Origin of the sequence: Streptosporangium sp. NPDC000396 (genome assembly GCF_042898655.1) — a bacterium.
Taxonomy (GTDB): domain Bacteria; phylum Actinomycetota; class Actinomycetes; order Streptosporangiales; family Streptosporangiaceae; genus Streptosporangium.
The window spans coordinates 94,141-117,212 of the sequence record NZ_JBIAZA010000012.1; the positions used below are offsets into that span (position 1 = coordinate 94,141).

Consider the following 23,072-nt stretch of genomic DNA (forward strand, 5'->3'; position numbering starts at 1 on the left):
ACGTCAAGGCACGTGTCCGGAATCGGCCGCGGACACGGACCAGCGAATTCGCCCGCCGTACCGGCGAGATCGACAACACCCCCTTACCGGGACGGGTAGCGTCTGTGAACGTGTGGCTCACCTGGCGCGCCGCGATAGAGCAAGCCCTCTACGGCGAGAACGGCTTCTATCTCAGAGAGCGGCCCTCGGGGCACTTCCGGACCTCGGTCGAGGCCTCCCCCGTCTTCGCCGAGGCCGTGCTGCGCGAACTCGTCGCGGTGGACGACGCGCTCGGCCGCCCGCGGACGATCCACCTGGTGGACATCGGCGCGGGCGAGGGCAGGCTGGCCGCCGGGGTGCTCGCCGTCGCGCCCCCCGAGCTCCGGTCCCGGCTGCGGGTGATCGGGGTGGATCTGGCGCCCCGGCCCGCCCGGCTCCCCGAGGAGATCGAGTGGGCGTGCGCCGTGCCGGACGGGATCCACGGACTGGTGATCGCCAACGAGTGGCTGGACAACATCCCCGTGGACATCGCCGAGCAGACGGCGGACGGGCCCCGGCTGGTCCTCGTCGACCCCGCGAGCGGCGAGGAACGGCTCGGAGACCGGCCGCGGGGAGCCGACCTGGCCTGGCTGAGCCGCTGGTGGCCGATGCGGGCCGTGGGCGAGCGCGCCGAGATCGGCAGGCCCCGCGACGAGGCCTGGGCGTCGGTGATCGTACGGCTGGCACGCGGGCGGGCGATCGCGATCGACTACGCGCACTCCGTGGACGACCGCCCGCCGTACGGCACCCTGGCCGGTTACCGCGACGGGGCGATCGTCGCGCCCGTGCCCGACGGGTCGTGCGACATCACCGCGCACGTGGCCCTGGACGCCTGCGCGGCCGCCGGGGAGCGGGCCGGGGCCACCACGACGGCCCTGACCACGCAACGGCAGGCGCTGCGGGCCCTCGGCGTCACCGGGGCCCGCCCACCCGCCGAGCGCGCCCACAGCGACCCTCGCGGTTACCTCCAAGCCCTCGCCAGGGCCTCGGAGGAGGCTGAGCTGATCGCCTCCGAAGGGCTCGGCGGCTTCGGCTGGCTCGCCCAGGAGAAACCGGCGCGGGCCTTACTTCTGGGTGCAGAGCAGGGTGTCGAGGGCGCTGTCGACGCGCTGGGCCGCGGCCTCCGAGGTCGGTAGCGCGGTCACGGTGAGCGTGGCCGACCGGCCGTCCTCGGTGATGCCGTTGCGGGTCTCGTAACCGGGAATGTCGCCGCCGTGGCCCCATGCGTGACCACCGCAACTCAGCTTGATCTTCATCAGGCCGAGCCCGTACGCCCAACCGGGCGGGAGGTCCGGAGACTCGACCGTCCGCTTCATCTCCTTCAGCTGGGCCGGCTTGAGGAGCTCACCGCCCATCAGCGCGCTCAGGAAACGGGTGACGTCGCGTGGGGTGCTGATGAGGTTGCCGGACGTCCAGCCCCAGGAGGGGTCCATCCGGGTGTATTTCACGAGTTTTCCGCTCTTATCGGCGTGGTAGCCGTTCGGGTGGCTGCCGCGGAGGGTCTGCTCGCCGACGCCGGGCCAGTAGGTGTCCCGCAGGCCGAGCGGCTTGATGATCCGGTTGGTGACCTCTTCTCCCATGGGCCGGCCCGTGACCTTCTGCACGATCAGGCCGAGCAGCACATATCCCGTGTTGGTGTATCTCCAGGCCTTGCCGGGGGCGAACTGCGGCTTCTGCTTAAGGGCCTTGTCGATCAGGTCTCGTGGCTCGAAATAGGTGTGCCGGACGTCGGACACCGCCGGGAAGTTCGTGTACTCCGGCAGGCCGGAGGTGTGCTGCAGCAACTGGCGGACCGTGATCTCGTGGCCGTCGTTGCCGTTGCCCCGGACCACGCCGGGCAGGTATTTCTCGATCGGGGCATCCAGGTCGAGCTTGCCCTCCCCGGCCAGTTGCAAGACGACCGTGGCGGTGAATGTCTTGGTGTGGCTGCCGATGCGTACCGTCCCGTTGACCGGCACCTTGGCCCGGGTGTCCAGGTCCGCCACCCCGGCGGTGTAGTCGCGCACCCGCCCGTCGCGTTCCCGCACCGCGGCCACGACACCGGGGAAGTCGCCGGTGTGAACCAGCTTGTTCAGACTTGTCTGCGCGGCGTCGCCGGAACCGGTCCGCGTGGCGGCGCCGGCGGCAGCCGTACCCAGGCCGAGGGCACCGGCGGCTACGGCTCCTACGGTGGCCAGGGCCAGGAGACGGGTGGACGCTGGGGACATAGCGGTGAAAAGACCCACCAGGGGACTCCCTGTTTGATTACGAAACGTGACGCTACCCAGCATGTCGACGGAGGCATGTCCCGATCGATCCCGCATACCCGAATTGTCGGGTATGGCTGGCCCTACCACGGTCAAGCTTCGGGATGCGGGTTGAGGGTGTCCGGCTTTCGGCTGGAGCGGGGATCGACCGGGTTTCATCATGATCGCCACCCTGCGTCACCTCACCCATGCCCCGCACATCCCCTGCGATCGGCTCGGGCCGGCTGACAACACTCCTGAACCGTTAAAGACATCGTGAACGACGATTAATGAAATGATTCGGAGCCGCGGAGCTGATTACGCTCCGGATCATGCCCTCAAAGATCACTGTTCGCCCCTTCCTCGCGCCGGACGACTACGAGGTCCTGGCGGCGCTGCTCACCCGCGCCGGGGGAAGCCCGGTGTCGGCGACCGCGCTACGCGAGTTCGACGACCAGATGCCACCCCACGACGAGCTGACGACCGATCCGGGCGGCAGGCTGACCGGTCACGGCCGCACCAGGGCTCTCGCGGTCACCGGCGACGGAAACCCGGTGGGGTGGGCGGTGGCGTGGCGTGCCCCGTGGACCCCGGCCGGAGACGTCGTCAGCGAGGTCACCGTCGACCCCGGCGTCTCGGCGGCCGAGGTGCTGCCCGGTCTCCTGGACCACTTGGAGACGTGGGGCGTAGCGGCCGGAGCCGACCGCATCCTGAGCGAAGTGGCCGACGCCGATGAGCACCGGCTGGATCACGTACGGCGGCGCGGCTACCGGATCGACGCGCACGTCCGTACGGCGAGCACGGAACTCCCGCTGGACGGGGCGGAGAGCGCGCTGGACCACCTGCGGGCCGCGGGGCTGACGGTGACCACCCTGGCCGAGAGCGGCGGGGACGCCGTAGAGCGCGAACTGCACCTGCTGTACGACCAGACGCTCACCGACAATCCCGGTCACCTGGACGGGCCGATCGACTTCGACACCTGGCGCGAGGAGGTGGTGACCGGGCAGGGACGCCGCACCGACTGGGTGTTCCTCGCCCTGCGGGAGGCGGAGATCGTCGGGGTGACCGCCGCCCAGTCGACCGACGACCCGCACACGGCCTACGTCGACTACACCGGTGTGGCCCGCGACTGGCGCGGGCGCGGCATCGCCCGGGCGCTCAAGCTGGTGGCGGCGCAGAGGCTGGAGCAGTCCGGCGTCCGCCGCCTGCGCACGGAGGTGGAGGCGTCCAACACCGCCATGATGGCCGTCAACGCCCGGCTCGGCTACACGCTGGGAACGGGCCACTACCGGATGGTCAAACCCCTCTGAGGAGTTGCGGCCCCGGACAATCGGGCCTCACGATCATCGCGCTCCGCGCGACAGGCGTTCGGGCTGCGTTCCGTGGAGCTCCGCCCCACGCCCCGGGTGAGGGACCTGCCGGTCCCTCATACTCCCCGGCCACCGACCGGTTACCAGAACGGCACGGCATCGCGATCGGTGTCCCCGTATGGAGGCGATCTCATCCACAATGAGAGCGACTCGAAATCAAATAACTACACAGAGTTGCAATCATGCTATAGGTGCATAGTACTATTCATCCATGAGGGATCTTCCGCCTCTGCTGCTTCCCCTGATCCGGTCCAACGCCATCGGCGAACTGCTCGCCTGGCTGTACCTCCACCCGGAGAAGGAGTATTCGACAACCGATCTCGCCAGACAGACGGGCATATCCCAGCCGACGGTGAGCCGCGAGGCAGATCGGTTCGCCGCCGCCGGGCTGACCAAGGAGAGACGGCACGGCAACCTCCGTCTCATCCGCGCCGACACTGACACCATCGTCGCCAAGCCACTCACCGACCTACTGGCGGTGACCTTCGGCCCAGCGGCCGTCCTACCGCCCCTCCTCCAGCCGATCCCGGGCATCGACGAGGCGTACATCTACGGCTCCTGGGCCGCCCGGTACGCGAACCAGGCCGGACCACTCCCACGCGACGTCGATGTCCTCGTGGTGGGATCCGCCGATGAGGACGAGCTGTACGACGCAGCACGAGCAGCGGAGCGCGTCCTCAGCCGCGAGGTGAACATCAGCCGGATCTCACCCGCGTCGTGGGCCGCAGACCAGGGCGATCCGTTCGTGGCGTCCCTGCGGAGCAAGCCCCTCCACCCCCTGATTCAGAACCGGAGCACATCGTGAGATGGATGCAAGGACGCGACCGGATCGACGCGATGCTGGACGCAGGCCAGTCGGAGCGGGTGCCACCGAACCGGGAACACGCCGACAGCGGGCTTCCGGCCGTACGGAAACCCTGAAGGCCAGCCGCAAACACCTCCTGGCGGCGTGCCGCCGTACGGCCCTGCGGATCAGAGGTCTCCGTCGCGGACACTCTTGAGAAAGTCACGCCAGACCTCCGGAGTGAAGGTCAGCACCGGACCGGAGGGGTCCTTGCTGTCGCGCACGGCGACGACAGCAGGAAGGTTCATGGCAACCTCCACACAGTTGTCGCCGCCACCGCTACAGCTGGACTTACGGAACTCGGCACCCGATAGGTCAGGGGAGATCATGATCGCTCCTTACCGTAGCGATGAACACTGCGGACTCCTGAGGGGACAAGCACACGTCGGCAAGGTGTTCGAACGTCAGCTTAAGCTTCCGCACCTGATCCGTCGCCTCTACATAGATTTCTCCACCCGGGCACCCGATGTAGCCCGCATCCGGATCTTCATCGTCGAATGACAGCAGAGAGAAAGCGCCCTCCAGACCACTGTGTGCACCAGCCCGGAGCGGCAAGACTTGAACCGTGACATTGGGCTGGTCAACGATCTGAAGAATGTCACCAAGTTGGCGAGTCATGACGCCGGGTGGCCCGATGGGGCGGCGCAGGGCGCATTCGTCCATGAGAACGTGCAGCGTTGGCGCACGCGCTCCAAGAAGATTGATCTTTCGCGCCATTCGGGCGTCCACACGCCGTTCCAGTTCGCCGCTAATCAACTCCGGACGCACGGCATTGATGATCTCGCGGGCATACTCCACGCTCTGAAGTAGACCTGGCACCAGGAGTGGCTCCCAGGTGCGAATGGCCGTCGCCTCGGCTTCCAAACCAACATAAGCACTGGCGAACACATCGCTGTAAGCAGTCCACCAGCCGCGACGGCTGGCATCGCGACCGAGCTGAATCAGTTCCGCCTTCGTCAGCGGATCCACACCGTACAGATCGCAGACGTTGGCGATGTCCGCGCCGCTGGGCATGGTCCGGGCATTCTCGATACGGCTCAGCTTTGCCGTGGACCAGCCAAGCCTCGTGGCCACCTCCTCCAGCGTGAAGCCCATCTTTTCGCGAAGTCCCCGCAGTTCGCGGCCGAGGCGGCGGTGCCGCACGGTAGGACCCGTAGAAGCCATGCCGCCAAGTCTGCCCGATCCCGGTCACCTTGCGTAAAGAAAAGTCACGGAAAGTGCTTGTGATCATGCAAGTTACACACGACACTATGGGAAATCAATCGCTCACAAGAGGTGATGATGATGCGAAGGTGCACGGGCGACACCGCCGCCGTCATTGATCATCTACGGTCGGGCCTGCCACGAAATTACCCAGCCCTCGGACGGCGTAGACGACCCCTTCTTCACGTAGACGCACCAGAACCTTGCGGGCCGTACCGCGAGCGACACCAAACTCCTGCACGATCTGATGTTCGCTCGGGACCTGCTCGTCGACGGCGTAGACACCCCCGTCGATGCGCTGTTTGATCACGGCCGCGATCTGAACCCATCGCGGCTGGTTAGCACGCCATTCGATCACCACAAGGATCACCGTAGATCCCTGTGATGAACCTGAGATACCCAGAGAGAACTCAGGTTCACCATGGTGAACCGTAGTGAGGGAACAGCAAAATCAGACCCGCCCGGCGCTTGCGACGACCGGACGGGCCCTTGATCAGGAAGTGAGTCCTGACCCATAAGCAAGCCTAGTGCTCCGGTCCTCGACCGGCAGGCGATAAGCAACTGTGGCTGCTTCACCGACAATCCGCCGATGCCGATGGGATGCGCCCTCTGTGGCCACCCGCCGTACGCGCACGGCTGCCCTGGTCAGCCCGCCGATCATGACTACGCGCAGCCATCCGGCTCACTGATCGCCGAGCGACTGGAATCGCACGCCTCCCCTGAAGCCGGGCGAACGGCCTCTGAAGCCGAATCAAACGCCGCGACGGACCTGGCGTTCGTCCCTTCTGCCAAGCGACTGCGATTTTCCGGTTGTCGATGTGGTGATTGGTCAGCCGCTATGGCCGGGGGCCGGTGAGGCCGTGTCGCAGCAGCCCGGTGAGGGTGTCGATCGCCTCGTCATCCCCGAGTGAGCGGCCGATGGGCTCGCCGCCGCCGGTGAGCCAGGCCGCGCAGAACCCTTCCAGCAGGGCGTTGAACGCCGATGCCAGAACGGCGGGGTCGCCGGGCAGGTCGAACCCGGTGGTCTGGAGCCGCTGGAGGTGTTCGCGCATGGTCTGCAGTTGGGCGTGCCGGATCTGGGCGACTCGCTCGGCGAACTCTGGGTCGACCAGTGCGGCTTGGCCGAGCGCCTGGATCTCGGGCAGGTGCGCCTTGTAGGTGTGCCAGTACGTGGCCACCCGGGCGCGCAGGGCGGGCTCGCTCGACAGGTCGTCGCCCGCCTCATGGACGGAGAGTTCCTGGCCGGCTTGGGCGAGCCAGTCGGACAGCAGCGCTTGGAGCACTTCCTGCTTGCCGGCGAAGTGCTTGTAGAAGGAGCCGGCGGAGCGTCCCGCCTCGGCCGTGATGTCGGTGATCTTGGCGTTGAGGTAGCCGTTGCGGGCGAACACGCGGCGGGCGGCCTCCTTCAGGGCGATCTCGGTCTGCGCGGCCTTTTCCTTCCGGCTCGCAGGCGTCGGCTCGGATGCGGACACACGGCCCCCTTGACGGATAAGCAAACTTAGATGAATCTAGATTCATCGAATCCAGATTCACTGAAAATTCGTTCATAGACAGTATGACCTACCGAGAGGGCGGAGCCATGGGCGTGGCACATAACGGCGACATCGAACTCGCCTACGAGACTTTCGGCACCACGGATGGAGCGCCGTTGCTGCTGATCAGCGGTACCGGGGTGCAGATGCTGATCTTCCCCGAAGACCTCTGCAACGCGCTGGTCGAACTCGGCTTCCAGGTCGCCAGGTTCGACAACCGCGACACCGGCCTGTCTACCCACCTGACCGGCGTGCCGGCGCCCGGCTGGCTCAAGACCATGATCCGCCCCTCTTCGGCGCCGTACCGACTGAAGGACATGGCCGAGGACGCCCTCGCGGTGCTGGACGCCCTCGGATGGCAGTCCGCGCACCTGGTCGGCACCTCGCTGGGCGGGATGATCGCCCAGACCCTCGCCATCCTGCACCCCACCCGGGTGCGCACCCTCACCTCGATCATGTCCACCCCCGCAGCTCGAATCGGCACCATGCCCAAGATCGCCACCCTGAAAGCGATCATGAAACTCTCCAACATGCCGGTCACCAGCCCGGACCAGGCAGCCCAAGAGGCAGTCGCGATGAAGAAACTCATCGGCTCCCCGCGCTACCCCTTCGACGAAAAGGAAGCGGGCGACATCGGCCGCCGCTCCTATGAGCGCCATCCCGGCAGTCCCGAAGCCGACGCGCGCCAGCGCGCCGCAGTCACCGCCTCCGGCGACCGGCGCAAGGCACTGGCCACGCTACGCATCCCCACCCTCGTCCTGCACGGCGAGGACGATCCGGTCATCCAGCTCAAGGCCGGACAGGCGACCGCGGCAGCCATCCCCGGCGCACGCCTGGTCACCTACCCCGGCATGGGCCATGACCTGCCCAGGCGACTCTGGCCGTCCATGCTCGAGCAGATCCGGGCCCTTGCCTTCACACATCGATAGATCATCAAGCGACCAAGCCAGAAGATCATCAGGAGTCCCGACATCCCCGCAGGTAGGGACGTTGGTGACGGTTGCTGAAAGTTTGCTGCCCGGTATGGGGAAGTAGAGACAGGACGAGGGACGCTGGAGGCGAGGCCCAAAGAAATTCTGCTGGGACTGTCGCAGGCCGGGAGGCTGTCCTGTCCTAGCCGGCGACCGGTTGGCAAAGAATGCCCCCGGCGGACGGGGAGGCTTGTCATGAAGATCGTGGTAGTCGGCGGAACCGGTCTGATCGGGTCGAAGCTCGTGACCAAGCTCGGTGAGCACGGTCACGAGGCGGTGGCGGCGGCGCCGAGCACCGGCGTGAACACTCTCACCGGCGAAGGGCTGGCCGAGGTGCTGGTGGGCGCGTCGGCGGTGGTCGACGTGTCGAACTCCCCCTCCTTCGAGGAGGCCGCCGTGCTGGAGTTCTTCGAGACCTCCACCCGCAACCTGCTCGCCGCGGAGGCGACGGCCGACGTCGGCCACCACGTCGCGCTGTCGGTGGTGGGAACGGATCGACCCCCTGGGAACGCCTACTTCCGGGCGAAGATCGCCCAGGAGAGGCTGATCGAGAAGTCGTCGATCCCGTTCTCGCTCGTGCACGCCACCCAGTTCTTCGAGTTCGTCCGGAGAATCGCCGACGATGCCACGGACGGCGACAAGGTGCGGATGGCGCCCGTACTCTTCCAGCCCATCGCGGGAGACGATGTCGCGCGGGCGATCGGCCGGGTCTCGGTGGGGACGCCGTTGAACGGCAGGGTCGAGGTGGCCGGGCCCGAGCAGTTCCGGATGGACGAGTTCTTCCGCGACGCGCTGGCCTCCTGGGATGACCCGCGCGAGGTGGTCACCGACCCGCATGCGCGCTACTTCGGAGCCGAGCTGCTTGAACGGTCGCTGGTGCCGGACGAAGGCGCCACCCTCGGAGAGATCCGCTATCGCGACTGGTACGGCCGGAACACGGCCGGGAAGTAGCGCGTCCTCGCCCGGCACCACCCGGGCCCCATCACCCAGAGGTCACGGAGGTAGGTCCCATGTCCGATATCGACCCGGCGACCACCGAGGCCAAGCCGAGATCGACCGCGTGGCAGACGGCGATCACCATGCTGCAGGAGGCCGAGCCGCCCTTCATCCCGGAGGGAGCGCACGCGATGACCGTGGTCGTCGAGTTTCCGCCCGGCGACCCCGGCACGCCGCCGCACCGGCACTCCGGCCCGGCGTTCGGCTACGTGCTGGAGGGCGAGATGCTGCTGGAGCTGGAAGGCGAGCCGGAGCGGGTCGTGCGCGCCGGTGAGGCGTTCTGGGAGGCGGGCGGCGACGTCATCCACTACCAGGACGGCAACAACCGCGACGACGTCCCGCTTCGCTTCACCGTCACCATGCTGTGCGAACCCGGCCAGCCGATGCTCACCCTGGTGGACGACGAAGAACTCGCCCAGCGCAAGGACCGCCGCGCCCCTCGCCCGTCCTGAACGCGGATGGACAGCATGACGGCAGCAGCCGATCTTCAGCTGCACTAACGGCTCGGCCTTCGACGCCGCACGTAGTAGGCGTAGGTCAGGACCAACACCAGGGGGCCCCACAAGATCCCAGGGGCGATGCACACGTTCGCCAGCGCTTCCCACCAGCCGTTGGAAAACCCCAGACCATGGAATCCCGGGACGTTCAGCCAGGTCGGCAACGCGCTTGCGTACAGCGCGGTCGCGGCCAAGCCCCCCAGAGTGGAGGGGATGATCACCGTCAGCGGTGGGATACGCCTCCCACCAACGATCGGAAGCCAGGCGGGCGCGACCTCACCCCATCCCCGCACCAGACCGAGGGAGAGCAGCGCCGCCGCCTCCGACACCACGCTGAGCCCGAAGACATAGGGGGTGGCCCACCACACCCATGCCGGCGCGTTCGGATCGATCATCCCCATCCTGAAGTCGAAGGCGAACGGCAGCCGCCACAGGCAATGGGGAAGCAGCAGGAAAGGGATCGCACGGGCGGTGATGACCGCCCATCTCGGAACTGGCTGTTCGGTATCGTGCGCAGCCAGCGTCGGAGTCATCAACCTGATCGCCATGAGATCACCGTCTCCGATCTTCGACGGCTGGACCTCCCCTACCCGGGTGACCTCACTCCCCCCGGCGGGGGAGAGGTCGTTCATGCCGATGACGAGTTCTACCCGGGCCCCACACTCCGGCGGCAAGCGAATGGAGCTGTCGAAGCAGCGCGTCCATCAGCTCAAGCACGCCAGTCGACAGCCGACCTTCATCGGAAACCGAAGTGATCGCCCCCGATGGGCTCGGGGGCGACCAACTGGTTCAGACCCGCACCTCAAGGGCCGTGAGGCCCCGGATGATGTAGCCGGCGCCCCAGGCGGGCTCGGAGACCAGCTCCAGCTTCGGCGCCTTACGCAGCAGCGCGCCGAACGACTCGGCCAGCTCGATCCTGGCCAGCGGGGCCCCCAGGCAGAAGTGGATGCCGGCGCCGAAGGAGATGTGCGGGTTGTCCGCCCGGCCCACGTCGAGGCGGTCGGGGTCGTCGAACACCTCGGGGTCGCGGTTGGCCGACCCGAACAGCAGCGCCACCTCCGTCCCGCGCGGGATGTCCACCCCGCCCACGGTGATGTCCTCCAGCACCCAGCGCTCGAACATCTGCAGCGGGGTGTCCCACCGCATCAGCTCCTCGATCGCGGTGGGCAGCAGGCCGTGGTCGGCGCGGAGCCGTTCCAGCTCGGCCGGGTTGCGGAACAGCGACCACCAGCCGTTGCCGGTGACGTTGACGGTGGCCTCGTGGCCGGCGTTGAGCAGCAGCACGCAGGTGCCGACCAGCTCCTCCTCGGTGAGCCTGTCGCCCTCGTCGGCCACCTGGGCCAGCGCGCTGATCAGGTCGTCCCCGGGGTTCACCCTGCGGGCGCGGGCCAGCTCGATGAGGTAGTCCGAGAACTCCTGGGCCGCGCGCACGGCGGTGTGCTGGGCCTCGATCGAGGGGTTGAGCTCGTACATCCCGCAGATGTCGGCGGACCAGGGCCTCAGCAGGTGCCGGTCGGCCTCGGGAACGCCGAGCATCTCCGCGATCACGGTCACCGGGAGCGGCTCGGCCACCTCGGCGATCAGGTTTCCTCCGCCGCGCTCGACGAACGCGTCCACGAGCTCCCCGGCGATCCGGGCGACCTTGGGGCGGAGCGCCTCGACCATGCGGGGGGTGAACGCCTTCGACACCAGCCGGCGCAGGCGGGTGTGGACGGGGGGTTCGACGTCCAGCATCCCGGCCCTGACCACCCGCCAGAACGGATCCTGGAACTCGGGGTCGTCCGGTCTGCCGAACTCCTCGTGCGTGGCCACGTGCAGGTAGGACCTGCCGAGCCTGCGGTCACGCAACAGGGCGTTGACATCGGCGTGCCGGGCGATCAGCCACTGTCCGGTGGGCTCGAAGAAGCTGACCGGGCGCTCCCGCCTCAGCTCGTCGTAGACGTCGTAGGGGTGGGCGACAAATTCCGGATTCCAAGGATCAAAGTGCACGTAAACATCGTAATGTTCGCCCCTGAGAGGTGCGGTGACCGGGAACGTTCACCGGGTCGGGCACCGCTCACCCGCGCCGATCGAGACCACCGCACCGCTCGCCGTACCGACCGAGACCACCCCACCGCTCGCCGTACCGGCGCCCTGGACGGACGACGAACACGGTGAAGGTATGCGGTCACCGCAAGAGGGCGTCTTCAGACCCCTCAACGATCTTGATGTAGCGTCAAATGACCCAAAGTGAGCGCCTAGGGCGCTATCGGATGTCAGGCCCGTTTTGAGGAGGGGAAGCCCAATGCTGACTGACATGCTCGCCTTTGCTGTCGCTTCCCTGCTGGTCTCCATGATTCCCGGGCCCACCACCGTGGTCATCTTGCGGCAGTCGATCACTTCGGGACGTTCGGCGGGCACGGCCACCGTGCTGGGCAACGAGACCGGTTGGCTGCTGTGGTGCCTGGCGGCCGCCTTGGGCCTGTCCGCTCTGCTGGTCGTCTCGCAACTCGCCTTCGACATCATGCGGATCGTCGGCGCGATCGTCCTCGTCTGGTTCGGCGTCAGGATGTTGTGGCGGGCTCGGCGGACCGCTCCGGACTCACCGTCTGTGGACGGGGTCGCGCCGTCGCTGTGGGGTTGTTACCGGACAGGGTTGCTGACCAACCTGGCCAATCCGAAGGCCGGCGTATTCGCCCTGTCTTTCTTGCCGCAATTCGTGCCCGAGGGCGCGCCGGCGCTGCCGACGCTGCTGCTCTTGGCGGTGGCCTCGGCCCTCATCGATCTGGCGTGGTATCTGGGGATCGTCCGGTTGGTCGGCGTCGCCGAGCGGTTCTTCAGGCGGCCCGCCGTGCGCCGGTACCTGGAGTACGTGTCCGGAACCCTGCTGATCGGGCTGGCTGTCCGCCTCGCTCTGACGAGCAAGCCTTAACGCGATCTTGCGCACGTCGATCGGCGGTGCCCCGAGGCGGGAAACGGCCACGGGGCGACCCCGGTCTCAGTACTGGTTCGGGCTTATGGCGTAGGTGATGACGTTGTGGTTGCCGTTCCAGACATCCACCTGCGTGAAGAACCCGCCCACGTCCGAGGAGTAGAAGTAGCTCGTGGAGTAGGTCCGGCCGGTCCAGCAGCCGGAGTCGATGCTGTTGAGGAGCTTCCTGGACCGGGTGAACAGCTTGACGGTCACACCGGCGCACCCGGACGGGACGCTGCTCAGGTAGCCGTCGGCGACCAGGTAACGGCTGCTGTTGACGCTGATGCACGCCCGTACGGTTCCGCTGCTACAGCCGCCACCGCTGGCCGCGTCGGCGGGGGTCGCCGTGAGGACGGCGGCCAGGGTGACGCTCGCGGCGCCAAGGGTCGCGAAGGCGCGACGAAGATTCTTCACAGTGTTTCCTCGATCTAGATCAGAAAACGGATTTCCGTAATCTAGATCACAAGTGATCAAAACAACCAGATCCACGCGCGCCGGGCGAGGCCCGCGACGCGGACCCTAGGATCCGGTCTGCTCGTCCGCCTCGTAGCGGTGGTGCAGTTCGACCGGCTCCTCCCGGCCCGCCTTACTGCGCGCCCGGATGTTCAGCAGTTCCACGGCGAGCGAGAACGCCATCGCGAAGTAGACGTAGCCCTTCGAGATGTGCTGATCGAAGCCCTCCGCGAGGAGCACGACGCCGACCAGGACCAGGAAGGACAGGGCGAGCATCTTGATGCTCGGGTGCTCGTCCACGAAGCGGCTGATCGGGCCGGAGGCGGCGAGCATCACGAGAACCGAGGCGATGACGGCCGCGACCATGACGCCGATCTGGTCGACCATGCCCACCGCGGTGATCACCGAGTCGAGGGAGAACACGATGTCCAGGATCATGATCTGGACGATCACCGCGGCGAAGCTGGACGCGACCTTGCCACCGGCGTGACCGGACTCGCCCTCCAGGCTGTCGTGCATCTCGTAGGCGCTCTTGGCCAGCAGGAACAGGCCGCCGAAGATCAGGATCAGATCGCGTCCCGAGATCTCCTGGCCGAAGATCTCGAACAGCGGCGATGTGAGCTTCACCACCCACGACAGCGCCAGCAGCAGCGCCAGCCGGCTGAGCAGGGCGGCGAGGAGGCCCAGCTTGCGGGCCCTGTCGCGCTGCTCGGGCGGGAGTTTCCCGGCCAGGATGGAGATGAAGATGATGTTGTCGATGCCCAGCACGATTTCCAGGCCCACAAGGGTGACGAACCCTATCCATATCCCCGGATCTGTCACCCAATCCATTACGCTCTCCTTCATACGGTAACCGGCAGTAATTGCTAGACGACCGAATGGTTCCGTAAGTTCCTCCTGGTCAATCACCTGGCCGATCACCGTCACGCGATCATGCCCCGCTCAGGCGGTGACCTGCGGTGATCGTTGGACGGCCGGATGCCCCGAGCACCCCGGGAAACAGCACGCCGCCATATTTGACGACTTGCGATCCACCGCGGGGGATCGGTTATAGTCCCCCCTATAGGTCATGAGTGCCAGCGACAAGCCCCGGCTTGCTGGCCGGCAACCCTCGCGTCCGCGGCGGGGTGCCCCGGGTGAGGACCTGGTCCGGCGCGCAGGGCGCCGGGCAAGCGCGGGCTCCACGCACCAACGCCATGGGTTGGGGTCCGATGACCTCATAGGGAGTCCTGGCGTGTCCACACTGACGATCTTCACTTCCGCCGCCACCACCACCGCAGCCGCGACCGTGACCGTTCCCGCGACCCGTGTGTCCGACGACCGGCGGATCCCCGCGGTGCTGGGCTCGGACCTCGAAGTGCCCGTCAAGGGCGGCAGGCTCGCCCCCTACGCCAACCTCGACTACGCCGCCAGCGCGCCCTGTCTGGAGCCGGTGAGCGCCGCCGTCGCCGCCGCGCTCCCGGCCTACTCCAGCGTCCACCGCGGCGCCGGGTACGCTTCGCAGCTCACCACGGCCCGCTACGAACAGGCCCGGCACACGGTCCGCGCCTTCGCCGGGGCACGCCCCGGCGACTCGGTGGTCTTCACCCGGAACACCACCGACGCGACCAACCTGCTGGCCCGCAGCCTGCCCCGGGAGACCACCGTCGTGGTCTTCGACACCGAGCACCACGCCTCGCTCCTGCCCTGGGCCGACGCCGTACGGCTCGCGCCCCCGGCCTTCCCCGGCGAGGCGGTCCGCGCGGCCGACGACGCCCTGGCCGGGATCGACGGTCCCAAGCTGCTGGTCGTGACCGCCGCGTCCAACGTCACCGGGGAGCTCTGGCCGATCGCCGCCCTGGCCCACATCGCCCACCGCCACGGCGCCCGCATCCTCGTCGACGCCGCCCAGCTCGTCCCGCACCGCCCGCTCAACCTGACCGCGCTCGACCTGGACTACGTGGTCTTCTCCGGCCACAAGCTCTACGCCCCGTTCGGCACGGGCGTCCTGATCGGCCGCGGCGACTGGCTGGCGGAGGCGGAGCCGTACCTGCGGGGCGGCGGCGCGGTGAAGTCCGTGAACGACGACGAGACCGAATGGCACGAGGACCCCGAGGCCCGCCACGAGGCCGGCACCCCGAACGTCCTCGGCGCCATCGCCCTGGCCGCCGCCTGCGACGCCCTGAGCGCCACCGGATGGAACGTGCTGCTCCGCGAGGAGGAGCGCCTCCTCGGCCGTCTCCGCGCCGGCCTCGCCACCGTCGAGGGCGTCCACGAGCTGGGCCTGTGGGGTCCCGACCACCCCCGCGTCGGCATCGTCTCCTTCGTGGTGGACGGCTACACCGCCCGCGAGGTCGCCGAAGCCCTGTCCGGCGAGTACGGCATCGGCGTCCGCGACGGCAAGTTCTGCGCCCACCCCTTCGTCCGCCACCTCCTCGACGTGAAGGACGGCGGCTGCGACGACACCACCGCCTCCGCCGTACGCGCCTCCATCGGCATCGGCACCACCGAGGAGCACATCGACCGGTTGATCACTGCTTTGCGGGAGCTTGTCTCGCGTCGCTGACATGGCAGCATGGCTCTATGACTGAGCATCGGACCGAAGGCGCGCCCCGGGAAGTGAGCGTGGGGATCGGTGCCGGAGCCGGTGCCGTGCAATCCGCGCGCGGCAAGGAGCTCGCGACCGAAGACATGATCCTCAACATCGGGCCGCAGCACCCGTCCACGCACGGGGTGCTGCGGCTGCGGCTCACTCTGGACGGGGAGCGGATCAGCGCGGCCGAGCCGGTCGTGGGCTACATGCACCGCGGCGCGGAGAAGCTGTTCGAGGTGCGGGACTACCGGCAGATCATCATGCTGGCCAACCGGCACGACTGGCTGTCGGCGTTCGCCAACGAGCTGGGCGTCGTGCTCGCGGCGGAGCGGATGCTCGGCATGGAGGTGCCGGTCCGGGCGGTCTGGACGCGCACCCTGATGGCCGAGCTCAACCGGGTGCTCAGCCACCTGATGTTCCTCGGGTCCTATCCCCTGGAGCTCGGCGCGATCACCCCGGTCTTCTACGCGTTCCGGGAACGCGAGACCCTCCAGGCCGTGATGGAGGAGATCGCCGGCGGGCGGATGCACTACATGTTCAACCGGATCGGCGGGCTCAAGGAGGAGCTGCCCGAAGGCTGGACCGGCCGCGTCGCGAAGGCCGTCGCGGACGTGCGGCGGCGGCTGCCCGACATCGAGAACCTGATCTCCGGAAACGAGATCTTCCTGGCCCGCACGGTCGGGGTGGGCGTGCTGGACCGCGAAACGATCATGCAGTACGGCGTGAGCGGCCCGATCGCCCGCGCCTCCGGGGTGGACTTCGACCTGCGCAGGGACGAGCCCTACCTCGCCTACGGCGAGCTGCCGGTGCGGGTCGTCACCCGGTCGGCGGGAGACTGCAACGCCCGGTTCGAGGTGCTGCTGGAGCAGGTGAAGGTCTCCCTGGACCTGGCCGACGCCTGCCTGGAACGGCTCCGCGAGCTCCCCCAGGGGCCGATCAACCAGCGCCTGCCCAAGGTGCTCAAGGTCCCCGAGGGCCACACCTACGCCTGGACCGAGAACCCCCTCGGCATCAACGGCTACTACCTGGTCTCCCGCGGCGAGAAGACCCCGTGGCGGATGAAGCTCCGCTCGGCCTCCTACAACAACGTCCAGGTGCTGCGCGAGATGCTCCCGGGCCACCTGGTCCCCGACATGGTGGCCATCCTCGGCTCGATGTTCTTCGTCGTGGGCGACATCGACAAGTGACGCCCACGGGCGCCAGGCGTGTTTCGCGGCTCTTTCCGCCCATCACCGGTGGCCGCGCACCCTCGTCGTCCTCCGGGAGCGCCGGTACGGCGAGCGGTGGGGTGGTCCTGATCGGCGCGAATGAGCGGTGCCCACCCCGATGGGCGTGCCTGGTCACCACGCTGGGAGCCCTCCCGCCGGCCGCGTCACCGGCCTCACGGGTCAGTACGGCTAGCCCCGTTTTCCGCACGTGCCGCTTCGTCCCTGGTACCGCGTCCACACCCCGTCCTTCTCTTCCACCTAAGCTTCCTTTTCAAAGGACCCAAGCCTCCCTCTCTTCCAGAAGGACCTAGGCCGAAGTGCGGCGGGGGATGCGGACGCGGGATAGCCGTGATGACGTGCGGAAAACGGCGCTAAACCACGTCGAATTCGTTCCCCTCGGGATCCACCATCGCCACCGCATAGTGATCAACCCCGGGCTGCGACAGCACCCGCACAACGGACGCCCCCGCCTGGACAAGCCGCTCCATCTCGGCATCCACCCGCGCTTTCCGGGTCTCCAGTGGTACGTCCTCCCGCTTGCCGCCCACCTTCACATCCAGGTGGAACCGGTTCTTGACCACCTTGCCCTCAGGCACCTGCTGAAACCAGATCCTCGGCCCGTACCCCTCGGGATCGATGATGCTGTCGCTGCCGTCCCCCTCGCCCAGCTCGTCCTCCGGCACTCCGAGACTGCGCCAGTAATCCCGCCACGTGTCGAATCCAACCGGCGGCGGCTCCACCGTGTATCGCAGCGCGCCCGCCCAGAACCGGGCCATCCGCTCGGGTGCCGCACAGTCAATGACCAGCTGATAAGAAACCATGGCAGCCATCCTGCCGGACCCATCCGACAATTGTTCCGCCTGCTCATGCCCCGCGACTGCGGCACTCGGCGCTGACCCACGCGGCCGAGGACGGGGCAAACACCTCTACGTTGCTCGCGTTTTCTGGCCATACTTCGGTTGATGCCTGACCCAGGGCTCCCGCTTCTTGATCTACTGAGCTCCTGCCGGGTTTCAGCACCGCTCCGCCCGCTGTAATCCGCTGAGCCGGCGATGATTCCGTTGATGCCCCTCGTTACCGACTGGGCTGGCCGTGCTCACCGACGAGGTGGGGACGGTCGCGGTTGTCGTAGGCGTGGCGTGCTGCGGCGATGACAGGGCCGGCGTGGCGGGCCCATGTCGCCAGAGCCTCCAGGGGAGCGCGTATGTCCTCAACCAAATACGTGGTTGCGTAGACGACGCGGGGCGGAGCGTCGGGGTAGACGGTGCGTGTGATGAGTCCGTTGCGTTCCAGGTTTCGCAAGCTCACCGTCAACATCCGCCGGCTGATGCCATCGATCGCCCGTTCGAGCTGAGTGAACCGGCGCGGGCCCTCCCCCAGTTCGACCAGTACCTGGGCACTCCACTTGTCTCCGATCAGGGCCAAGACCTCCGGCAACGGGCAATCCTCGGGCGGGGGCGCATCGGCGGGTGCCACGAGCTGGTCTGTTACCACGATGTTCCGTTGCGACAAGAAAGTGCCTCCTTCCGGGCCGTTTGATCATGCTGCAGGATAAACCCGTTACAAGTCGTAACGTTCCTGCACGGAGGCCATTATCGGTCTCTTGCCGATGAAACTCACCAAGAGGGTAAGGAGCAACAGGTGCCAACCGCCCGCAGCAACGGTTTCAAGATCTCGTATGAGGTGTTCGGGGACGGCCCGCCTCTCGTGCTGCACCCGGGGATGTTCCAAGACGGCGCGCACTGGGCGCACAGCGGATACACGCCGGCTCTGACCGCTGCCCACACGGTGATCGCCATCGATCCGCTGGGGTTGGGCGCCAGCGATGCCCCGCGCGAGATCGAGGCCTACGCCTTGCAACGCCGCGTCGACTATGTCACCGCCGTACTCGACGATGTCGGCGTCGGCAGAGCTGCATTCTGGGGGTATTCGCTGGGGGCCATGACAGGCTATGCGGTCGCCGCGCACGCACCCGAACGCCTGACCCGCCTGGTCGCCGGCGCCTACGATCCCATCCACGGCTTCCGGTCTGCGGTGGAACAGGCGATTGCGCAGTTCGGCTTGCCCGCCGACATCGACGCGTATGAAATCGTCAAGCAGGGGGCCTCCGCCGACCCCTACCAGGCCGCTCTGATCGACGCCGGGGACCTGGGGGCTTTCCGCGCCAACTACGACGCGTTCTCGCGCGAGCCCGGCCTGCACGCCGAGCTGGCGGCCTGCGGTGTACCGATCCTGATGTACGCGGGCACGGCCGACCCTTGGCACGAGCCGATGCGGACCTTCGCCGAACGCTTCAGCTCAGCCTTCTTCTCCCTGCCCGGCGCCGACCACAAGGGTGGCTGGGACAGGTCCATCGACGTGCTCCCTCACGTACTGCCATTCCTGGATGCAGACATTCACCATTGATCGGTCAGAAAGCCGCCCTGAACGCCTTCGCCATCACCTTCGAAAACCGCGAGCAGAACCCAGCCACCACCGGTAATGCCCAGCATCTTCTCGACACTGGCCTGGCCCCACTGCGCACGCTGTCTCACCAGCCACGTCATACCGCGACGACGATCACCACAGCAACCCGGCGATCTTCAGACAACCTCACGTGCGGAAAACAGGGCTAGCGCTCCCGGTCCTCTTCGGAGCCCTTCGGCACCCTGCAGCAGTACTCCAGATAGAGAGCCGAGCAGATCAGCAGGATGCACGCCACGAACGAGCCCCCGGCGATCAGGAAGTCGCGGCGGGGCACGCTCTGCTCCAGCAGGTCGGCGGTGTGGAAGGTGAATCCGGCGAAGATGCCGGCGAACACCGCTCCGCCGTACGCCGAGGCCTTGGCGAGGGCCACGAGGCGGGCCACGGCCAGCGGCTCGACGGGTTTGGTACCGGCCTTGCGCTCGATCCTGGCCTTCGTCATCCACCCGCTGTAGATCTCGCCGAGCGCCAGCAGGAACACCGTCGGGATCGCGGTCCACGGCACGGTCGGCAGGGACGAGTAGAGCGACCTCAACAGCACCCAGGTGAGGGCCCCGAACACGACGACAAGCCCGACGATCACGCCGGGGCGGCTCTGCTTCACGCGGGCCCCTGCAGCGTCAGGTCGGTGCGGAGCCTCACATAGTCCTGATCCAGCCCCTCCAGCAGGTCGGCGATCCGGCGCCCGGCCAGAACCGCGTCCGGATCGATCCGCGACCACGGCACCAGCACGAACGCGCGCTCGTGTGCCCTGGGGTGCGGCAGCGTCAGCTCGGGGTCGTCCGAGACGACATCCCCCACGGTGATCAGATCGACGTCCAGGGTGCGCGCTCCCCAGCGCTCCACCCGGACCCGGCCGAAGGCGTTCTCCACACTCTGAGCACGTTCGAGGAGCGTCTGGGGTTCCAGGGAGGTCTGGGCGATCACCACGGCGTTGAGGTAGGGCCCCTGATCGGGGCCGCCGACCGGGTCGGTCTCGTAGACCGGTGACACCGCGACGAACTCCAGCCCCGGCGCGTCGAAGAGCGAGTCGACCGCGCCCTGCAACGTGTCGAAACGGTCACCCAGGTTGCTGCCGAGCGCCAGCACGACCTTCATGCCCGGCTCCGGTTGATCGTCACGATCACGTCGTCGAACGGCAGCGGGATCGGCGCGGCCGGCTTGTGCACGCTCACCTCCGCCGACTGCACCAGCTCGCGAGCCAGGCAGACGTCCGCCAGGCGTTGCGCCAGGGTCTCGATCAGCTCGACCGGCTCGCCCTCCACGACCTTCACCAGGTCCTGGGCCAGCTCACCGTAGTGCACGGTCTTGGTCAGGTCGTCTCCGGCCGCCGCGGGCGCCGTGTCGAGAAAGAGCGTGACGTCGACGACGAACTCCTGGCCGAGCTCCCGCTCCGCCGCCAGCACGCCGTGCCGTCCTCGTGCCCGCAGGCCCTTCACACTGATCCGATCTGTCACGCGGCTTCCTCTTCCTCGTCTTCGTCTCCCTGGAGCACGGGCGAGCCGTGATGCAGCCAGAGCCGCCACCCGGCCGATGTCCTGACGAAGGTGTTGCTCGCCACCACCTTGCCCGCCGCGAAGCTGGAATCGCCCTCGTCGCCCGCCGTGAGGATGTTCTCCTCGCAGGTGAGGATGGCGACGTCGCCCAGGACCATGACCCGGACGTCGGTCAGGACGAACTGGATGTAGGGCGTGTTGGCCATGATGAGCGCCCAGGAGCGCAGGACCTCCTGCCGGCCGTTCACGATCGGCCACCCCGGATGCACGCAGCTCACCTGCTGGCCGTCGATGTCCTCGGCCCATATCTCGGTCATCCGGTCAAGGTCGGCGTTCTCGATCGCGGTGTAGAACGCCTGGTTGACCGTCTCGACGGCGCTGGTGTCGACGCTCATGATCTCGCTCTCTGGACTGCGGCAGCCACGCGGACGGCGTCCGCGTTCGGGCGTACGTCGTGCACCCGCACACACCACGCCCCCGCCTGCGCGACAAGGGCGGTCACGGCGAGCGTGGCGTCATCGCTCCGGCTGAAAGGACGCGGGCTGCCGTCCGGGTCGGCGAGGAGGCGACCCAGGAAGCGCTTCCGCGAGGCTCCGATGATCAACGGGTAGCCGAGCCCGGCGAGCTGGTCGATGCCCGCCAGCAGGGCCCAGTTGTGCTCCGGGGTCTTGGAGAAGCCCAGCCCGGGATCGAGCACGATCTGGCTCTCTGAGACCCCTTCGGCCAGCACGGAGGCCACCCGTTTGGAAAGCTCCTCCCGCACCTCGGTCACGACGTCGCCGTAGACCGCCCGGCTGTCCATGGTGTGGCTGTGACCCCGCCAGTGCATCACCACGTACGGCACCCCGGACGCGCCGACGACCCTGGGCATCGCCGGGTCGGCCAGCCCGCCGCTGACGTCGTTGACCAGCTTCGCCCCGGCGTCCACGGCCGCCTGGGCGACCTCGGCCCGCATGGTGTCCACGCTGACGGTGACGCCCTCGCGGCTCAGTGCCCTGATGACCGGCTCGACCCTGGCCAGCTCCTCCTGGAGCGACACCCGGGCCGCACCGGGCCTGGTGGACTCGCCTCCCACGTCGACGATGTCGGCGCCCTGCTCGACCAGCTCCAGGCCGTGCCGTACGGCCGCCGCCGTGTCGAACCACTGCCCGCCGTCGGAGAACGAGTCGGGGGTCACGTTGACCACGCCCATCACCAGGCAACGGCCCGCGTCGGGCACTCCCGGCACATTCCACGTAGTCATGCGGACAAGCCTAGGCGTTGTCCACCCTTCGCCCATATCGCGGGTCCAGCTTGCGTCACAACGGACCGGCCCGCCCGTCGCGAAGCGGGCAGCCGCCGATCGGCACGCCGCTCGGGGCGCCTGTCGGCCATGTGTTCCTCCACCCGGATCCTGGAGCTCCGCCGGCCCCGGCCGCCACCCTTCCGCACCTCAGCAGGCCGTACCCGGCCACGCCCGGCTGTGCCGCCTCCGCGAGCCCGGACGGGCCGTGCCTCCCCGGCCGGCCGATCGAAAGAGCATTCGGATCAGGAGTTCGGAGCATGCCGGACCTTGGCAAGTGTGGCGATACTAGCCCGAGCGGCGCGAGGTTGGGAGGGTTTCGAACCGGGCCATAACGCAGAAACCTTGTTCGGGCCGCCGTAGCGGCCCGAACAAGGTTTCTGCGGCAAAGGTCAGCGGGACGGGTCAGCGGACGAGGAGCGCCATCGCTTCGGCGCGGGTCTTGTCACTGCTGCGGAAGTCTCCGCGCACGGCCGAGGTGATGGTCTTGGCACCGGGCTTGCGAACACCTCTCATGGTCATGCAGAGGTGCTCGCACTCGATCACGACGATGACCCCACGAGGCTCCAGCACCCTCATGAGCGCGTCGGCGATCTGGGAGGTCATCCGCTCCTGCACCTGGGGGCGCCGGGCGTAGACGTCGACGAGGCGGGCGAGCTTGGACAGGCCGGTGACCTGGCCCTTCTCGTTCGGGATGTAGCCGACGTGGGCGACGCCGTGGAACGGCACCAGATGGTGCTCGCAGGTCGAGTAGACCTCGATGTCACGCACGAGCACCATCTCGTCGTGGTCGACGTCGAAGACGGTGGTCAGCACGTCTTCCGGGGACTGCCCCAGCCCGGCGAACTGCTCCGCGTAGGCGCGGGCGACACGGGCCGGGGTGTCCTGCAGGCCGTCTCGATCCGGGTCCTCGCCGATCGCGATCAGGATCTCGCGAACAGCCTTCTCGAGCCGGGCCGAGTCGACCTGGTGTTGCTTGCCTCCCACGT

The 23,072-nt window shown here is 67.7% G+C and carries 28 protein-coding genes and 1 riboswitch; of the genes, 10 read left to right on the plus strand and 18 right to left on the minus strand.

What is annotated here, in order from left to right; genetic code table 11:
• The first annotated feature begins 104 nt into the window (after nt 1-104).
• On the plus strand, nt 105-1,154 hold the full coding sequence (locus ACFY2X_RS20670; RefSeq protein ID WP_389940093.1) for an SAM-dependent methyltransferase: 1,050 nt from the start codon (nt 105-107) through the stop codon (nt 1,152-1,154).
• On the opposite strand, the gene ACFY2X_RS20675 is transcribed toward ACFY2X_RS20670, so the two are convergent.
• Nucleotides 1,083-2,243, minus strand: coding sequence for a serine hydrolase domain-containing protein (locus tag ACFY2X_RS20675; protein ID WP_389940094.1), 1,161 nt, complete (start codon nt 2,241-2,243; stop codon nt 1,083-1,085). The genes ACFY2X_RS20670 and ACFY2X_RS20675 overlap by 72 nt on opposite strands.
• A 332-nt stretch (nt 2,244-2,575) precedes the next feature.
• Here ACFY2X_RS20675 and ACFY2X_RS20680 point away from each other — a divergent pair, with 332 nt between their 5' ends.
• Both ACFY2X_RS20680 and ACFY2X_RS20685 read left to right on the plus strand, forming a co-directional pair.
• Nucleotides 2,576-3,553 carry a GNAT family N-acetyltransferase gene (locus ACFY2X_RS20680; protein WP_389940095.1) on the plus strand — a complete coding sequence of 326 codons (978 nt, stop codon included), beginning with the start codon at nt 2,576-2,578 and terminating at the stop codon, nt 3,551-3,553.
• A 271-nt stretch (nt 3,554-3,824) separates the two neighbouring features.
• Nucleotides 3,825-4,418: a MarR family transcriptional regulator gene (locus ACFY2X_RS20685; protein ID WP_389940096.1), complete on the plus strand. Its 594-nt coding sequence runs from the start codon at nt 3,825-3,827 to the stop codon at nt 4,416-4,418.
• Between the two features lie 167 nt (nt 4,419-4,585).
• Here the strand turns inward: ACFY2X_RS20685 and ACFY2X_RS20690 are convergent, their stop codons facing one another.
• The 4 genes from ACFY2X_RS20690 to ACFY2X_RS20705 form a co-directional block, all read right to left on the minus strand.
• A complete protein-coding gene (locus tag ACFY2X_RS20690; RefSeq protein WP_389940097.1) occupies nt 4,586-4,786 on the minus strand; it encodes a DUF397 domain-containing protein in 201 nt (66 codons plus the stop codon).
• On the minus strand, nt 4,773-5,621 hold the full coding sequence (locus ACFY2X_RS20695) for a helix-turn-helix domain-containing protein (RefSeq protein WP_389940098.1): 849 nt from the start codon (nt 5,619-5,621) through the stop codon (nt 4,773-4,775). The genes ACFY2X_RS20690 and ACFY2X_RS20695 overlap by 14 nt, the downstream gene beginning before the upstream one ends.
• 151 nt (nt 5,622-5,772) lie before the next feature.
• Nucleotides 5,773-6,030 (minus strand): GntR family transcriptional regulator, encoded by a 258-nt coding sequence (locus ACFY2X_RS20700; protein WP_389940099.1) that lies wholly within the window; start codon nt 6,028-6,030, stop codon nt 5,773-5,775.
• 466 nt (nt 6,031-6,496) lie between these two features.
• Entirely contained in the window at nt 6,497-7,132 is a 636-nt protein-coding gene (locus ACFY2X_RS20705; protein WP_389940100.1) for a TetR/AcrR family transcriptional regulator, read from the minus strand.
• Between the two features lie 83 nt (nt 7,133-7,215).
• On the opposite strand from ACFY2X_RS20705, the gene ACFY2X_RS20710 reads away from it, so the two are divergent.
• The 3 genes from ACFY2X_RS20710 to ACFY2X_RS20720 all read left to right on the plus strand — a co-directional run bounded on the left by ACFY2X_RS20710 (nt 7,216) and on the right by ACFY2X_RS20720 (nt 9,611).
• Nucleotides 7,216-8,121, plus strand: a complete 906-nt coding sequence (locus ACFY2X_RS20710) for an alpha/beta fold hydrolase (RefSeq protein ID WP_389940101.1) — start codon at nt 7,216-7,218, stop codon at nt 8,119-8,121.
• 237 nt (nt 8,122-8,358) lie between these two features.
• A complete protein-coding gene (locus ACFY2X_RS20715; protein ID WP_389940102.1) occupies nt 8,359-9,114 on the plus strand; it encodes an SDR family oxidoreductase in 756 nt (251 codons plus the stop codon).
• A gap of 59 nt (nt 9,115-9,173) precedes the next feature.
• A complete protein-coding gene (locus tag ACFY2X_RS20720) occupies nt 9,174-9,611 on the plus strand; it encodes a cupin domain-containing protein (RefSeq protein WP_389940103.1) in 438 nt (145 codons plus the stop codon).
• A 44-nt stretch (nt 9,612-9,655) separates the two neighbouring features.
• Here the strand turns inward: ACFY2X_RS20720 and ACFY2X_RS20725 are convergent, their stop codons facing one another.
• Both ACFY2X_RS20725 and ACFY2X_RS20730 read right to left on the minus strand, forming a co-directional pair.
• On the minus strand, nt 9,656-10,288 hold the full coding sequence (locus ACFY2X_RS20725; RefSeq protein ID WP_389940104.1) for a hypothetical protein: 633 nt from the start codon (nt 10,286-10,288) through the stop codon (nt 9,656-9,658).
• Between the two features lie 157 nt (nt 10,289-10,445).
• Nucleotides 10,446-11,645, minus strand: a complete 1,200-nt coding sequence (locus ACFY2X_RS20730; RefSeq protein ID WP_389940105.1) for a cytochrome P450 — start codon at nt 11,643-11,645, stop codon at nt 10,446-10,448.
• Nucleotides 11,646-11,940: 295 nt separating this feature from the next.
• On the opposite strand from ACFY2X_RS20730, the gene ACFY2X_RS20735 reads away from it, so the two are divergent.
• A complete protein-coding gene (locus tag ACFY2X_RS20735) occupies nt 11,941-12,567 on the plus strand; it encodes a LysE family translocator (RefSeq protein WP_389940106.1) in 627 nt (208 codons plus the stop codon).
• 66 nt (nt 12,568-12,633) lie between these two features.
• On the opposite strand, the gene ACFY2X_RS20740 is transcribed toward ACFY2X_RS20735, so the two are convergent.
• Both ACFY2X_RS20740 and ACFY2X_RS20745 read right to left on the minus strand, forming a co-directional pair.
• Nucleotides 12,634-13,023: a hypothetical protein gene (locus ACFY2X_RS20740; RefSeq protein ID WP_389940107.1), complete on the minus strand. Its 390-nt coding sequence runs from the start codon at nt 13,021-13,023 to the stop codon at nt 12,634-12,636.
• Nucleotides 13,024-13,128: 105 nt separating this feature from the next.
• On the minus strand, nt 13,129-13,893 hold the full coding sequence (locus ACFY2X_RS20745) for a TerC family protein (RefSeq protein WP_389940108.1): 765 nt from the start codon (nt 13,891-13,893) through the stop codon (nt 13,129-13,131).
• 234 nt (nt 13,894-14,127) lie between these two features.
• Nucleotides 14,128-14,243: riboswitch (SAM riboswitch) on the plus strand.
• 53 nt (nt 14,244-14,296) lie between these two features.
• Here ACFY2X_RS20745 and ACFY2X_RS20750 point away from each other — a divergent pair.
• Nucleotides 14,297-15,607, plus strand: coding sequence for an aminotransferase class V-fold PLP-dependent enzyme (locus ACFY2X_RS20750; RefSeq protein WP_389940109.1), 1,311 nt, complete (start codon nt 14,297-14,299; stop codon nt 15,605-15,607).
• Nucleotides 15,608-15,624: 17 nt separating this feature from the next.
• Nucleotides 15,625-16,821: an NADH-quinone oxidoreductase subunit D gene (locus ACFY2X_RS20755; RefSeq protein WP_389940110.1), complete on the plus strand. Its 1,197-nt coding sequence runs from the start codon at nt 15,625-15,627 to the stop codon at nt 16,819-16,821.
• Nucleotides 16,822-17,213: 392 nt separating this feature from the next.
• Here ACFY2X_RS20755 and ACFY2X_RS20760 read toward each other — a convergent pair whose 3' ends face one another.
• Both ACFY2X_RS20760 and ACFY2X_RS20765 read right to left on the minus strand, forming a co-directional pair.
• Complete coding sequence (locus ACFY2X_RS20760) at nt 17,214-17,672, minus strand: VOC family protein (protein ID WP_389940111.1); 459 nt, start codon at nt 17,670-17,672, stop codon at nt 17,214-17,216.
• 244 nt (nt 17,673-17,916) lie between these two features.
• Nucleotides 17,917-18,279, minus strand: a complete 363-nt coding sequence (locus ACFY2X_RS20765; RefSeq protein ID WP_389940112.1) for a winged helix-turn-helix transcriptional regulator — start codon at nt 18,277-18,279, stop codon at nt 17,917-17,919.
• A gap of 204 nt (nt 18,280-18,483) precedes the next feature.
• Between ACFY2X_RS20765 and ACFY2X_RS20770 the strand changes: the two genes are divergently transcribed.
• A complete protein-coding gene (locus ACFY2X_RS20770) occupies nt 18,484-19,248 on the plus strand; it encodes an alpha/beta fold hydrolase (RefSeq protein ID WP_389940113.1) in 765 nt (254 codons plus the stop codon).
• On the opposite strand, the gene ACFY2X_RS20775 is transcribed toward ACFY2X_RS20770, so the two are convergent.
• The 7 genes from ACFY2X_RS20775 to folE all read right to left on the minus strand — a co-directional run bounded on the left by ACFY2X_RS20775 (nt 19,239) and on the right by folE (nt 23,070).
• Nucleotides 19,239-19,388 (minus strand): hypothetical protein, encoded by a 150-nt coding sequence (locus tag ACFY2X_RS20775; protein ID WP_389940114.1) that lies wholly within the window; start codon nt 19,386-19,388, stop codon nt 19,239-19,241. The genes ACFY2X_RS20770 and ACFY2X_RS20775 overlap by 10 nt on opposite strands.
• 65 nt (nt 19,389-19,453) lie before the next feature.
• A complete protein-coding gene (locus tag ACFY2X_RS20780; RefSeq protein ID WP_389940115.1) occupies nt 19,454-19,909 on the minus strand; it encodes a DUF3180 domain-containing protein in 456 nt (151 codons plus the stop codon).
• Entirely contained in the window at nt 19,906-20,403 is a 498-nt protein-coding gene (folK, locus tag ACFY2X_RS20785) for a 2-amino-4-hydroxy-6-hydroxymethyldihydropteridine diphosphokinase (RefSeq protein ID WP_389940116.1), read from the minus strand. Before folK ends, ACFY2X_RS20780 begins: the two co-directional genes overlap by 4 nt.
• Nucleotides 20,400-20,762 (minus strand): dihydroneopterin aldolase, encoded by a 363-nt coding sequence (gene folB, locus ACFY2X_RS20790; protein WP_389940117.1) that lies wholly within the window; start codon nt 20,760-20,762, stop codon nt 20,400-20,402. The genes folK and folB overlap by 4 nt, the downstream gene beginning before the upstream one ends.
• Nucleotides 20,759-21,196, minus strand: coding sequence for a nuclear transport factor 2 family protein (locus ACFY2X_RS20795; protein WP_389940118.1), 438 nt, complete (start codon nt 21,194-21,196; stop codon nt 20,759-20,761). Before ACFY2X_RS20795 ends, folB begins: the two co-directional genes overlap by 4 nt.
• Nucleotides 21,193-22,044 (minus strand): dihydropteroate synthase, encoded by an 852-nt coding sequence (folP, locus tag ACFY2X_RS20800; RefSeq protein ID WP_389940119.1) that lies wholly within the window; start codon nt 22,042-22,044, stop codon nt 21,193-21,195. Before folP ends, ACFY2X_RS20795 begins: the two co-directional genes overlap by 4 nt.
• A gap of 444 nt (nt 22,045-22,488) precedes the next feature.
• A complete protein-coding gene (gene folE, locus ACFY2X_RS20805) occupies nt 22,489-23,070 on the minus strand; it encodes a GTP cyclohydrolase I FolE (RefSeq protein ID WP_389940120.1) in 582 nt (193 codons plus the stop codon).
• Nucleotides 23,071-23,072 lie beyond the last annotated feature (2 nt).